15 protein-coding genes and 1 riboswitch are annotated in these 14,212 nt (G+C 30.5%); of the genes, 13 read left to right on the forward strand and 2 right to left on the reverse strand.

From position 1 onward, the window contains the following. The first annotated feature begins 138 nt into the window (after positions 1-138). The 3 genes from BED47_RS23515 to BED47_RS00300 all read left to right on the forward strand — a co-directional run bounded on the left by BED47_RS23515 (position 139) and on the right by BED47_RS00300 (position 2,328). Positions 139-285 carry a hypothetical protein gene (locus tag BED47_RS23515; protein ID WP_175403423.1) on the forward strand — a complete coding sequence of 49 codons (147 nt, stop codon included), beginning with the start codon at positions 139-141 and terminating at the stop codon, positions 283-285. Positions 286-430: 145 nt separating this feature from the next. Then, complete coding sequence (locus tag BED47_RS00295; protein WP_069031842.1) at positions 431-1,339, forward strand: phosphotransferase; 909 nt, start codon at positions 431-433, stop codon at positions 1,337-1,339. 63 nt (positions 1,340-1,402) lie between these two features. Further along, positions 1,403-1,539, forward strand: a riboswitch (FMN riboswitch). 219 nt (positions 1,540-1,758) lie between these two features. Further along, on the forward strand, positions 1,759-2,328 hold the full coding sequence (locus BED47_RS00300; protein WP_069031843.1) for an ECF transporter S component: 570 nt from the start codon (positions 1,759-1,761) through the stop codon (positions 2,326-2,328). 131 nt (positions 2,329-2,459) lie between these two features. Here BED47_RS00300 and BED47_RS00305 read toward each other — a convergent pair whose 3' ends face one another. Next, complete coding sequence (locus tag BED47_RS00305) at positions 2,460-2,993, reverse strand: YpiB family protein (RefSeq protein WP_069031844.1); 534 nt, start codon at positions 2,991-2,993, stop codon at positions 2,460-2,462. Positions 2,994-3,289: 296 nt separating this feature from the next. Beyond that, positions 3,290-3,538, reverse strand: a complete 249-nt coding sequence (locus tag BED47_RS00310) for a ferredoxin (protein WP_025672247.1) — start codon at positions 3,536-3,538, stop codon at positions 3,290-3,292. A gap of 320 nt (positions 3,539-3,858) precedes the next feature. Here BED47_RS00310 and BED47_RS00315 point away from each other — a divergent pair, with 320 nt between their 5' ends. From BED47_RS00315 to BED47_RS00360, 10 genes are all read left to right on the forward strand, one after another. Continuing rightward, on the forward strand, positions 3,859-4,932 hold the full coding sequence (locus tag BED47_RS00315; RefSeq protein ID WP_069031845.1) for a helix-turn-helix domain-containing protein: 1,074 nt from the start codon (positions 3,859-3,861) through the stop codon (positions 4,930-4,932). Next, complete coding sequence (locus tag BED47_RS00320) at positions 4,919-6,436, forward strand: RecQ family ATP-dependent DNA helicase (protein ID WP_069031846.1); 1,518 nt, start codon at positions 4,919-4,921, stop codon at positions 6,434-6,436. Before BED47_RS00315 ends, BED47_RS00320 begins: the two co-directional genes overlap by 14 nt. A 9-nt stretch (positions 6,437-6,445) precedes the next feature. After that, positions 6,446-7,030: a CPBP family intramembrane glutamic endopeptidase gene (locus BED47_RS00325; protein ID WP_069031847.1), complete on the forward strand. Its 585-nt coding sequence runs from the start codon at positions 6,446-6,448 to the stop codon at positions 7,028-7,030. Continuing rightward, complete coding sequence (locus BED47_RS00330; RefSeq protein ID WP_069031848.1) at positions 7,027-7,644, forward strand: LysM peptidoglycan-binding domain-containing protein; 618 nt, start codon at positions 7,027-7,029, stop codon at positions 7,642-7,644. Before BED47_RS00325 ends, BED47_RS00330 begins: the two co-directional genes overlap by 4 nt. Before the next feature lie 98 nt (positions 7,645-7,742). After that, entirely contained in the window at positions 7,743-8,399 is a 657-nt protein-coding gene (locus tag BED47_RS00335; RefSeq protein WP_069031849.1) for a CBS domain-containing protein, read from the forward strand. A 351-nt stretch (positions 8,400-8,750) separates the two neighbouring features. After that, the gene (locus BED47_RS00340; RefSeq protein ID WP_139116317.1) at positions 8,751-9,401 is read left to right on the forward strand and encodes a hypothetical protein; all 651 of its coding nucleotides are present in this window, start codon (positions 8,751-8,753) and stop codon (positions 9,399-9,401) included. Positions 9,402-9,434: 33 nt separating this feature from the next. Continuing rightward, positions 9,435-10,343, forward strand: coding sequence for a MerR family transcriptional regulator (locus BED47_RS00345; protein WP_091021083.1), 909 nt, complete (start codon positions 9,435-9,437; stop codon positions 10,341-10,343). Between the two features lie 76 nt (positions 10,344-10,419). Next, positions 10,420-11,028 (forward strand): genetic competence negative regulator, encoded by a 609-nt coding sequence (locus BED47_RS00350; RefSeq protein WP_025672362.1) that lies wholly within the window; start codon positions 10,420-10,422, stop codon positions 11,026-11,028. Between the two features lie 237 nt (positions 11,029-11,265). Further along, entirely contained in the window at positions 11,266-12,546 is a 1,281-nt protein-coding gene (locus BED47_RS00355; protein ID WP_069031852.1) for a Glu/Leu/Phe/Val family dehydrogenase, read from the forward strand. 141 nt (positions 12,547-12,687) lie between these two features. Beyond that, positions 12,688-13,662, forward strand: a complete 975-nt coding sequence (locus tag BED47_RS00360; protein WP_069031853.1) for a YpdA family putative bacillithiol disulfide reductase — start codon at positions 12,688-12,690, stop codon at positions 13,660-13,662. Positions 13,663-14,212 lie beyond the last annotated feature (550 nt).

A 14,212-nucleotide genomic window follows, 5' to 3' on the forward strand; every position in this document is an offset into this window, starting at 1 on the left:
TTAAGTAATATACATAAAAAAGAGTTAGGGTCTGATTTAAGCGCTTAGTCCAATTTATTTCTAAATTACTAAAGGTCAGTCCTCGAGTTATTTGACTGATTAAACACTTTTCACATTTCTTTAGATAGGAGGCAAATAATGTTTGATTTTCTTAGGAGATGTTTGTTGATTGTTGTGTTTGTTTTAACGATTGGTCTTTTATTTATCGGTGGAAATCGAGAGAAATTAAAGGATATAATATTAGATAAAAATTTTCATGAATTAAAAATTGTTTCAAATCCTTAGCCGTTTATTTTGGATTTATAAGTTTCATAATTAGGGTTGAAGCACAGATTAGTTGTAGAACTTCTAATGTAAATGTAATTTACTAATAAATTTGGTAAAGTACATTTATATGTGAAGTTCTATTTTTAATTTTAAGGAGAAAAAAATGACTAATATATGGGATCCAGCAATTGTAATGGAAGACGAAATAGCGAAAGAAATAATAAAGATCCAATTTCCAAATATAAAAATAAACGGAATAAAAAAAATTGGCGAAGGGTTTGATAATACAGTTTTTTGTTTAAACGATGAAATTTTACTAAGATTTCCACGAAGAGAAATAGCTGTAGCAATTTTAAATGTTGAAAGAAAGTTACTCCCAATTATATTTAATCATTTTGAATTGAAGACAACGGTACCAATACTCGATGGAAAGCCATCTGAATTATTTCCTTGGCCATTTTTAGGATATAATTTTATTGCAGGAAAACCTCCAATTTATTTAAATAGAACTGATAGAATATTAATGATTGAACCAATCGCGAATTTCTTGAAAAATTTACATTCAATAAATTTCGATGAATTAAAGGATATAAATTTACCGTATGATGAATTGAAGAGATTAGATATAAACTTCCGTAAACCTCAGGCTAAAAAATATATTCAACAGGCAATACAGAAGAATCTAATTGAAGATGAACAGAAACTTAATCATTTTATTGAAAGCTTAGTTGAAATTAAAAGTGAGACAACTTTAGTTCTTGTTCATGGTGATTTACATTTTAAGAATATGATTGTTAATGAACAAAACCAACTTAAAGGAATTATTGATTGGGGTGATGCTCATATTGGTAATCGTGAATTAGATTTATCCATTGTTTATAGTCTAATTCCGAACGATATGAGAGGGGAGTTTTTTGAGATTTATGGTAATGTATCGGAAGCGTCAAAGAAACTTGCACAGTTTAGAGCTGTCTTTACAACAGTTGTTCTGTTGTTATATGCAAACGATCAAAGAGATGAGTCGTTAGTAAGTTTTTGTCAAGAAAACCTAAGTAATGCTTTAAATGATTAGTCGGAGATTTTTATTTACAAACTGTATTTAATTTAGTAACATTAAACTGTAATTTAATAAACGATCTATCTTCGGGGCGGGGCGAAATTCCCCACCGGCGGTAATTAAGCATTGCTTATAAGCCCGCGAGCCTGATTTTTTGGGCAGGATCTAGTGCGATTCTAGAGCCGACAGTATAGTCTGGATGGGAGAAGATGGAGGTTCGCAAGTTCAAAAATTTTTTCTTTTTGAACGCTTATTTGGCGTGCTGAAAAATTCTCCCCTATTTCGAAAAAAATAGGGGATTTTATTTTATTTGCATAATTTTATACTATTTTTCATTATTATTTCGGCCTTATTATAATCTGTGCAAATAATAACGCAACTTAAGCGAACCTTTCATTTTTCTTGATATGATCGGGAAAAAGGAGAGAGGTAATATGCAACAACGCAACAAAGTAAATAAAATGGTGATAGTGGCAATGCTTAGCAGTATTTCTTATGTACTCATGATGCTGTACTTTCCACTTCCTGCATTTCCAGTTTGGCTTACAATTGATTTTAGTGACGTTCCAGCATTAATAGGAGCAATTGTTTTTGGTCCTGTAGCAGGAATAGGAATAGAGTTAATAAAAAACATCCTTCATTATGTTATTAATGGTAGTATGACTGGTGTACCGATTGGAGAATTTGCTAATTTTAGTGCGGGAGTATTATACATTTTACCTGCGTCGTATTTCTTTAGAAAATATCGTTCAGTAAGAGGGTTAACTCTTGGATTAATTGTTGGTACAGTAGTGATGACTGGAATATTAAGTCTTTTAAATTATTTTGTGTTATTACCTGCATATGCACATTTCATGAATTTTAACCTACCAAATGAAGTAATTGTTGCTTCAATTATGCCATTTAATGCAATTAAAGGTTTATTAATCATGATCTTATTCTTAGTTATCTACCCTAAATTAAAGGTTTGGTTAACTCAAAGAATGAATGTCCATAACGTATAAATAAATGAAAGTGTCTACTAAATTTTGGTAGACACTTTTTGTTTTATGTACCTAATTTGAATGAAAAGATCATATTTATTTTATAGGAGAAAAAAAGAGAACCATCTATCGAATGATAGATGGTTTAGTTGTTAATTTTTTAACTGGGAAGTTAACAAAAGAAACAGTTGTTCATTGCGTTCATCAAGTGCTTTGTCGATTTGACATATCAGAAGTTTATGCGAAGTTTGAGCTACAAGCGATGAAAGAAACGCATCGATTTCTGCTTGAACTTCCTCATTTGATTCAATGGTAGTTGTCGAAAACGGATTAGTATCTAAGATCAAAGCGTACTCGATCGGCATCACATCAAATATCAACTCAAGATAAAACTTTGTTTCCTTCCCATGCAAGCGAAGTTTATGGTAAATCGATTCCGACGAAAGATCGACTCTCTTATTATTTTCATAATAAGAAAACGGAGGGTGGGAGTTGTTATCCTTTCGAAAATTAAAGACAATGCCATTTGGTGTACTCTTTGCATCCTCTACAAACGAGATGTTTGTAAGTACATCATCAACAGCAAGGAGAAATTGTAATATCAATTCGATGTCTTTTTTTACCTGTTTTTTCTCTAAGAACTTGTTTAAAAACGTCTTTTTCTCGGTAACTGTCATCTGTTCCATGCTGTTCATCCTCTCATGATGTTTTATTTATTATAGCAATTTATTAGATAATTCTGAATATGTAAAATAAGGAAATAATTAGCCTCATCACAACAATTTGGCACACTGTCTTATGTATGTTTTGATCGAATTCAAAAATATCGTGGCTCAAAACAGAAGACAAAAATGAATGTTTCTATAACATTTTCTTAATGAACTAATTCAAGGCGCATATTAAAAAACACGAGCAATACGGATAGCTCGTGTTTTTTTTTTATAAATAAAAAAGCGACGAAATAACTTCGCCGCAGTTTTTACTATTCGAATTTTAAAGCGTCGCCATCGAATGCTTCGTCAGCAACTTTGATTGAGTCTGTTGGGCATCCTTCAAATGCATCCATCATGTCATCAACTAAAACGTCCGGAATTTCAACGATTCCTTGGTTATCATCTAGAGTAACGTATGCGATCCCTTCATCATCATAGTCATAGATATCAGGTGCAGCTGCGCCACAAGCGCCACATGCGATACAAGTGTCTTTATCAACGATTGTATATTTTGCCATTGTATTGACCTCCCAAATTATTCCCTGTTTATGTTACAGATACTATTTTTGTAATGTACCTGTAAACATTTTAAAACGGTTTCCAAAACTTTTCAATATAATTGTACAAGGTTTTGAAAAAAACGAGAAATGATGAAACCTCAAATAAAATAAATAATGATTTTTATATGTTTAAAATGGTTTGGTTATTGATACATATGATAAGCTAGAAGAAATAAAAACTATTTAGAAAAAATGCACAAATATTTTTGTACTACTAATTATTATTCGAAAAAATATTTAAATATATTAATGGAATAATTTTATTTGAGAGGTTTATGATGTTTAAGCTATCAATATTGGAAGAAATCATCCTTTTTTTACTTCATCGATATAATGGTGAACGAACAATCCAAGGTATACTGTATTTATTAAAAGGAAAACAAAGTGCTCAAATTATTCAAGATTCTCATTTTTATCAAGTCACATCATTTTTCGGACTTTTTCATTTCCTTACTCATCAGAATATGCAAGAAATTATAAATGGGTTAGAGGTTAAAGGGTATATAGGTCAGTCTGAAAATAAGAATATCTATTTGTTAAATAAAAATGGTCAAGCTTATCTAGCAAATCAAAAATTACAGTTTATGGAATATACATTTTTAAACGGACTAAAATTTTCTAGTATTCAAAAGATATTTTGGAAAAGATTTTCATTATTTTTTCAAACGGTGTCCAATCTGAATATGAATTTAAAATATTTTAGGGCAGTTATTCAAGACCAAGATATACAAGAATGGGTAAAAAATGAGATTCTTAATTTTCCTGTGAATAAAAACGAATTAGTTAATCAATTTTACAAAGAATTGCATACAATTTTAGAAAATATTAGTGACGAAGACGCATTACTATTTGTGAAACGATTATCTGGAGCAAATACTTATGGCATGACTTTTGAACAAATTGCATTAGAACACAAAGTGAGTGTTGAAAAAATTTATCTCAATTCGATTAATACATTGCATCATATGATCACTATTTTACTTGAACCAAACAATCATTATCCTTTATTAAGTAAATTTGTTATTGGAGCTAAAAGTACTAATATTACGAATACGTCTATTGAAACAAAACGATTATTTACTGAAGGTAAAACAATTCAAGAAATAGCAAAGATTCGTCAGTTAAAGATTAGTACAATAGAGGATCATATAGTTGAGTGTGTATTAGGTGATAAATTATTTCCAATTAATCAATTTATTACAACAAAGCAATTTACTTTAATAAAAAATAAAATTATTGAACTAAATACAAGGAAATTAAAAATTATTAAAGAAGCTTTATTAAATGAGGTAACATATTTTCAAATTCGTATTACTCTTGCAAGAATGGGTGATTTACATGGACCTAAATAAACTTCTATACGAAAAATTCGGTTATTCAAGTTTTCGAAATAACCAAAAAGAAATTATTCATGATTTGTTAAACTCGAAGGATGTTTTAGCAATGCTTCCTACAGGTGGGGGGAAATCATTATTATATCAATTAACAGGCCTACTATTGCCAGGCGTTGTAGTAATCGTTTCACCATTACTTTCTCTTATGGAGGATCAAGTAGAGCAGATTAAAGCATTTGGAGATAAACGAGTTATTGCACTTAATAGCTTTAGAAGTTTTGAGCAAAAAAAATATTTATTTAATAATATTAGCAGTTATAAGTTTATTTTCGTTTCGCCTGAAATGTTACAAAACCAATTTTTAATTCACAAGCTTTCTACGTCTAGAATTTCGTTATTTGTTGTTGATGAAGCACATTGTATATCACAGTGGGGGCATGATTTTAGACCAGAATATAAAACTTTAGGGGAAATAAAGCGTAAATTGAATAATCCGACGGTTTTAGCTTTAACCGCTACAGCTAGCAAAAATGTGCGGGAAGAAATAATCGAAACTTTACAGTTAAAACATGTTCAAAAATATATCAATTCTGTTAATAGAGAGAACATAGCAATTCAAATTGAAAAAGTAGATTCGGAAATAGAAAAAATCAATTCTTTAACTGACCATCTTTCTAAATTAACAGGTCCAGGCATCGTTTATTGTGGTACAAGAGCTGCATGCGAGAAAATTTCACATACCATAAGAGAAAAGTTAAATTGCAAAGTCGCTTATTATCATGGTGGAATGGAGCATGAACAAAGAATTTTAATTCAACAACAATTTATTCAAAATCAAATAGATATCATAGTTTGTACTAGTGCTTTTGGTATGGGGATCAATAAGCCAAACGTAAGGTTTGTCATTCATTATCAGTATCCTTCAAATATAGAGAATTATCTTCAAGAAATTGGACGAGCCGGCCGAGATGGTCAGCCAAGTATAGCAATACTACTTGTTTGTGAAGAGGATCATGAGTTACCACTAAGGCTAATTGATGACGAAATCCTTTCTGTAAATCAAGTTGAGTCTTTTCTAGCCTATTTAAAAAGATTCGAAGAAAATCCGATTAAATTGTCTGAAACACTCGTGAATAATTGGAAAGCAGTTTTTCAATTTAGTGAAATACAGTGGACGACGCTGCATTCTGAAATGCTTAAATATACTGTAATCGTAGATGATACGTTATATTTAGAAAAAATAAATCATGACTTATTAGAATCGATTAAAGAGTTAATTTCGGAGCGAAAAAAAGTAAAATATTTAAAACTCAAAGCGATGATCGATTTTCTATCTTCATCCACTTGTTATCGTGAAAAATATCTTTTACTTTTTGATGAAATGTTAGAACAGAGACCAATAAATTGTTGTAACATTTGTGGTTTATCGTTTGAAGAGTACTGCTCAAATGATCATGAGAAATTTGAAAAAACTAATGTACTTTCATGGGAACAAGAATTAAGAAATAAATTGGGGCTGTGAGGAATCTATATGGAAAGCGAATTAAACCAACAAGAAATTCCAGTTAACTATTTGAAGAAAAGCGTATATGGTACGCAGTTAATCATTTTAGTAATCGCTATTTTATGTATTGCTTTTTTTATTGGTACAGAAAAATTTATAGATGATTTACATTTATTTAAAAGTTATAAAACATATATATATGGATTCGGTGCTGGATTTTCACTCGTCCTATTTAATATTTTATTAAATTATATGATCCCCGAGCGTTTGTTGGATGATGGTGGATTTAATAAAAGATTCTTTACGTCACTTTCAGTTCCTGAAATGACAATACTTTGTATCTTAATCGCATTATCAGAAGAATTATTTTTTAGAGGATTTATTCAAGCAAAATTTGGACTAATTATTGCATCAGTTGTATTCGCTTTAGTTCATTTTCGATATGTGAAAAAACCGATTTTACTTACAATTGTATTAATTGAAAGTTTTTTCTTAGGTTATTTGTATTTGAAGACAAATAATATTGTTATAGTATTTATCGCACATTTTATCTTAGATTATGTTTTAGGAATGTATATGAAATTAAGTTTGGAAAGTGAAGACAAAGAATGAAAAATGAGTTTCAGACTAATAGTATAGCTGACTTAAGTCGAAAGAATAAAAATAAGAAATTTAAAAATAAGAAAATAAATGATCAAAATAAAGCTGTTGATTTGTTAAATCTTCCACCAAGAAGTGAAACAATGAAAATAAAAGAGGATCAACGAAGACCTTGGTGGAAAATAAAGTATCCTTTAATCACTGCTTTAGTCATAATCTTTATCATGCTACCATTTGGAGTAGTGAAGTTTGTACATAGTAAATACGATAAAATTTTTACTGAAAAAGGAAGCTTAATCATTCCTTCAAATAAATTTGAAAAAGTTGAATTAACTGCTACCAATCATTTAAAAAACCAAAATAAGAATGAATCTCAGAAAAAAGCTCCAATCAAAAATGAGATGAAAAATGTAGTAAAACCCAAATCAGATTCAAGTGAATCTGTAGGAGTGGAAGAGGTTAATCACGAAGTTCAAAGAGGAGAAACATTATTTACTATTTCAATGAAATATTATGGTAATCGTGATGGGGAAGAAATTATTCAAGATGCAAATCATTTAAATGGGATCGAAGTGACGCCCGGCCAGATATTAAAAATCCCATTAAATGTTGATGTGGATAAATAATGTTAAATAGGGAATTGAAATTCGAAATCTAGACAAAATTGCTTTGATTGAATCCTTCTTATCTATGTTATAAATAGAGGGAAGGGGAGTGTTAAAGTATGTTAGCGAAACATCGAATGCTTCATAACCATCAAGTAATTACAATTCAATCAAATGATACTGTAGAATGTGCAATTAATCTCCTATTGGAAAAGCAAATTGATAGTGTTCCTGTATTATCAGGAAATAAATATGTTGGAATGATTTCACAAGCAGAGATTTTTAAAAGATGCTTTTTTAGTAAATTACCTAAAGAAGAATATGTTAAGAATCTCAAGATAGGTGAAATAGCTACACACCAAACAATTTGTGTTAAAACAGATGAGCCATTTGAAGATACAATGAATTCGTTAAAAAAATATCCATCAATTGCGGTAGTTGATGATGAGAGAAATTTTGTTGGACTAGTGATAAGATATGATGTAATTGAGATTTTTCAAGAAGTTCTAGGAAAGGACTGTCGAGGAATAAGAATTTCAATGACAAGTATGGAGAAGGAAGGTCAATTAGCAAGATCACTTGATTATCTTCACCATTTTAGGATTAATATAATTTCGCTCGTAACTTTTGATTCAAAAGATCATTTATTAAGAAGAATTGTCTTAAAAATAGATGATAATAAAAATATCGATAAAATTTTACGTAAATTTGAAGAGCTTGGTCTTAGAATTGTATCTGTTACGAATGAAATAGAAAATTCAACAGTTAAACACTAATATTGTTAAACCGGTTTTTGCTATTTTATCTTACTACTTACTCATAAATGATATTATTTTGCGTATACGAAAATAGACTTTTGGAACGATTAAACCATATTTCACTCAAATTAAAAACTTATGCCCATTTTGTATTAATGGATATAAGTTTTTTTGTTGTTTAAAATTTTTCAATTTCTACTAGTTTTTGTATAATGAAAAAAAGAAATAGATAAATTGATTTTTAAAAATGAAGTAAAAATAGAGAATTAAGCTGACATTTACTTTGTTGATGGGTTAAGAAACAAGGGGGAAATTAAAATAAAATTATTATCATTGATCGGACTCATAGTAATTGTAGCAATTATTCTTTTGATTAATCGAAAAAATAAGCTAGAAATTATACATAAAAAAATTAAAATAAAACATTTAGATGTTTCATTACAGTCCATTCAGTTTATATGGATTCCAAATATAGGCGATATTCCTTTTAAATTGAGTGAGATTGAAAAAGTTTGCAATCCTAATACGTTAATTCTTTTAAGTGGTTACTCAAAAAAGAAGTCAAAAAAATATAAAGATGAAAACATCCAGTATTTATCTACTATTGCTCCTGTCTATTTTTTGTGGAATGATGTTGACTATAGTGGCAACTATAGGGATCTAAATGCATTATTACTAGATTGTAAAGTTACAATTTTAGAAAATAAAAGTGCTTCATTTGAAACTGAAAATGGTACTAAATTTTCGATTATTGGTTTAGATGATGTGAAAACAAAGAGAGATCAATTAGACTTTGCACTTGAAGAGCGTTATGAAGATGATTTTAGTATTTTATCAAGCTATACTGAAGTTATGGATAGTAATAGTAGTAATTTTGAAAGTATTCAAGTTTATCTGTTTGAAAGAAGTCAATTAAATGTAAATCGAAATCAGAAAATGGTATATTTGGAGCTACATAACAATAAGGGAATTCGCAAACAAAACACAATAACAGTTTTAAATTTTGAAGTTATGAAATAAGTGTTTGTTGTTTACATGCAGGAGGAAAGAAAATTGGCCCAAATAGGAAAGTACAATATTAAAGCAATTTCTAACATTGTTGGGATTTTACCAGGTACATTAAGAGCTTGGGAAAGAAGATATAATATTATAAGTCCTGTACGAAATGATGCTGGCCATCGATTATATACAGAAGAACATGTTTATATTTTAAAATGGCTCGTTCAAAAAGTTAATGAAGGGTTTACTATTGGACAAGCAATTAATTTATACGAAGCAAAAGAGCATAAATCATCTAATGATCGCTCTCTAACGGAAAATCTTCAATCAGATGCGTTAGTAAATCGAATTGTTTCTTCACTATTATCTTTTGAAGAAAGTGAAGCCCACAATTATGTGAATGACGCTTTTAGTCTTTTTTCTGTAGATAAAGTATTATTTAAAATTATTTCTAAGGTTTTCATACTAATAGGTGATAAATGTCGTAATGGTGAAATTACAAGTGCCCATGAACATTTTGCAACATCCTTTTTGAGAACGAGATTAGGGATGATTTATCAAAATTTACCTAACAATAAACATTTGCCAAAGTTAATCGCAGTTTGTGGACCAGAAGAAAAACATGAATTAGGTTTATTAATTTTTACGATTTATTTAAGAAGAATCGGTTTTCAAGTTATTTATTTAGGAGCATCAATTGATTCAAATGATGTTGAACAAGTAATAAATGAAGTGAATCCAGCTGGATTTATCATGACTTGTACTTTAAGAGAGAATTTAAAGAAAACAATTGATCTAGCCATCATAATCAAAAAAATAAAACCTGATATCATTATTGGAATTGGTGGACACGCAGTTTCAACTTGTGAGAGCCCAATTATGGATTCAATACAGGAATTTTATATTGGTAGTCAACAATCGAACTGGGATGAGTGGTTAAAGCAGAATTTTAATTATAAATGAATTTTGACTTTAGAATCACCAAAATTATATAAAAACATAAACTGTACTATGGTAAATGCAGCAAGGAGGCTAGTTCATGAGGTTGGAACGGTTGAACTACAATAAAATAAAAGTTTTTCTTACATCTGATGATTTATCTGAACGTGGTCTGACAAAAGAAGACTTATGGTACAATGCACCAAAAGTTCAACAGCTTTTTCAAGATATGATGCATGAAGCTAGCGTAGAACTAGGTTTCGAAGTAGATGGAAAAGTATCCGTTGAAGTTTTCTCTCTTCAAGCTCAAGGAATGGTTGTAATTGTAACAAAATCCGATGAAATTGAAGAAGAGGAAGACGAATTTCAAGACGATTTTATCTCAATGGAAGTAATCCTAGATGAAAGTGAACATATATTGTACGAGTTTTCTACTTTAGATGATCTAATCCTACTTTCTGAAAAATTGGTTTCATGTGATGCTTTAGGTGGGAGATTATTCTCTTTTGAAAATACGTTTTACTTAAAGTTCGAGGAGAATGAAATAGGAAGACTAGATCGTGAAACATTTTATGCGATTTTAGCTGAATATGGTAATCCTTCCACAAGAACTATTTATCGTATTATTGAATATGGTAAAGAACTTATCTCAGAAAATGCTATTGAACAACTGCATTTTTATTTCGTTAAAAATAAAGCCTCTCAGTAATTTATTACGAGAGGTTTTACTTTTGTAAATTTTTTATTAATATATTGTATTTCTTCATATTCTTTTCTTTTCAAATTTTGGAAATAGGAGTATAATGACCTTAGAAAACGCTTACATTAAACGAATATTATATTTTGTTTTCTATGTGTTTATAACTTTCAAAAAGGGATGGAAAGTTGTATACTAATTTCAGAATGAATGAATCTTTTCATAGTTCAAATTTCTAGGGGGTTTACAATGGTTGCCGAGAAATCTACAGAGAAAAATAGCAACACTGAAGAACAATTAGATGTACTAGCGCCTACACAAGTAGTTATTAAAGAAGCGTTAGAAAAATTAGGATATTCAAATGAAATGTATGAACTTTTAAAAGAACCAGTTCGTATGATGACTGTAAAAATTCCAGTTCGCATGGATGATGGACAAGTGAAAATTTTCACTGGTTACAGAGCTCAACATAATGATGCGGTAGGACCAACAAAAGGTGGTATCCGTTTCCATCCAAATGTAACAGAAAATGAAGTTAAAGCCCTTTCAATCTGGATGAGCTTAAAATGTGGAATTGTAGATTTACCATATGGTGGAGGTAAAGGTGGAATCGTTTGTGATCCACGTGATATGTCATTCCGTGAGTTAGAAAGACTTAGTCGCGGTTATGTTCGTGCAATTAGTCAGATCGTAGGACCAACTAAAGATATTCCAGCTCCAGACGTATTTACAAACTCACAAATCATGGCTTGGATGATGGATGAATATTCTAGAATAGATGAATTTAACTCACCTGGTTTTATTACAGGTAAACCATTAGTATTAGGTGGATCTCACGGCCGTGAAACAGCTACTGCTAAAGGTGTAACAATTGTAATTCGTGAAGCAGCAAAGCGTAGAGGAATTAAGTTAGAAGGTGCACGAGTTGTTATCCAAGGATTTGGTAATGCAGGTAGCTTCTTAGCGAAATTCATGCATGATGCTGGTGCAAAAGTTATTGGTATTTCTGATGCTTATGGTGCACTTCATGATCCAAACGGCTTAGACATTGATTATTTATTAGATCGTAGAGATAGCTTTGGTACAATTACTAAACTATTTAATAATACAATTTCCAATAAAGAATTATTAGAATTAGATTGTGATATCTTAGTTCCAGCAGCGATTGAAAATCAAATTACAAAAGATAATGCTCATAATATTAAAGCAAATATTGTAGTTGAAGCTGCAAACGGACCAACAACACTTGAAGCTACTAAGATCTTAACAGAGCGTGGAATTTTATTAGTTCCAGACGTATTAGCTAGTGCTGGTGGTGTAACTGTTTCTTACTTTGAATGGGTACAGAATAACCAAGGTTACTACTGGACTGAAGAAGAAGTAGAAGATCGATTAGAAAAAGTTATGGTACGTTCATTTAATAATATTTATGAAACAAGTGTAAATAGAAAAGTAAATATGCGATTAGCTGCTTATATGGTTGGCGCGCGTAAAATGGCTGAAGCTAGCCGATTCAGAGGCTGGGTATAAGATTATATTTGTTGATAAAAACAAGGTGGAGAATATCCATCTTGTTTTTTTTGATTAGCTATTATTAGACAAATTGAATATTTTACGTAAAATAGTAATAGTAAATATAACTAAGACTCTAGTTTATTGGAGATGTTTCAAATGGAAAAAGTTGAAGTTCTAATCATTGGCGGAGGACCATGTGGTATTGCAGCTTATCTTGCATTAAAAAATAAGGGGATTACTGCATTAATAATCGAAAAAGGGAATATAGTTCATACCCTCAGTCGATTTCCAACGCATCAAACATTTTTTAGTACAAGTGAAAAATTAGAAGTGGGAAATATTCCATTTATTATTGAAGGTAGAAAACCAAAAAAACACCAAGCTCTAGCATATTACCGTGACGTTGTTAAACGAAATAAAATAAAAATTAATGCTTTTGAAGAGGTAAAAACGGTTAATAAGAAAAGTGATTTTATCATCGAATCAGTTACAATAAACGGTGAAGAAAAACGTTATGAAGCGAAAGCTGTTATTGTAGCAACTGGTTATTATGACCAACCAAACTATTTATTAACACCTGGTGAACAGCTTAATAAAGTTTCCCATTACTTTTTTGAAGGTCATAAACATTTTAATCAGAAGGTAGTCGTTATTGGTGGGAAAAACTCAAGTGTTGACGCAGCACTAGAACTAGAAAAGTGTGGGGCAGATGTAACGGTACTTTATAGAGGCAGTTCGTATTCACCAAGTATTAAACCATGGGTTCTACCAGAATTCGAGGCACTTGTCCGTTCTGAAACAATTAAAATGGAATTTAACGCAAATCTACTTGAAATAAAAGAATCATCAGTAGTATACGAAAAAGAAGGACAAATAGTTGAGATTGAGAATGACTTTGTCTATGCCATGACAGGATACCATCCTGATCATACATTAATTAAAAGTATGGGCGTAAAAGTAGATGATCTAACAGGAAGACCATTATTCAATCCAGAAACGATGGAAACAAATATTGAAGGCATTTATATTGCAGGGGTGATTGCTGCTGGAAACAATGCAAACGAAATATTTATAGAAAATGGTCGTTTTCACGGTGACCTAATCGTTTCTCATTTAGTTAGTAATAAATAATCTCAAAAAAATGGTCAATAGGGAAAACGGACATTAAATGAACATTTATTTAATGATAAAATGAACATTTTTTGGATGATCTATTAAAGTTTTAAATGTTAATATAGTTGATTAATTTCATGATTCCAATAGCAAGTAATGATTTCATTTTTAGAAGTTAAAAATACTATGGACTAATTTTTAGAAAAACAATTTCAGTAGATTAGTTTAATTAAAGTTCGGTATATATTGACTTACAAGCTGATTTAGCTGATTAATATACAATAGTTAGGTTACTCTAAGTAAAGGATATTTGATTAGGGTTTATTGCAGACTTTTTTCGATGAATAAGTTGATTGGAACGAAGGGGTGCTCGACTCCTATGGGATAAGCGGGAAGGCTGAGACCCCGCAGGCTTGCCGAGGAGGCTAAAGAATCTTGCCCCATGGAAAGCGAGCATCCTGTAGTGGAAATCAACATCACTCTACTCCTTTTACGAAAATTTGAAAATTTAATTTACAAGAATGTTTTTGAAACGTAGCTAAGCTACGTTTTTTTTATTAAAGATTTT

Source organism: Gottfriedia luciferensis, assembly GCF_001712755.1.
Taxonomy (GTDB): domain Bacteria; phylum Bacillota; class Bacilli; order Bacillales; family Bacillaceae_G; genus Gottfriedia; species Gottfriedia luciferensis_B.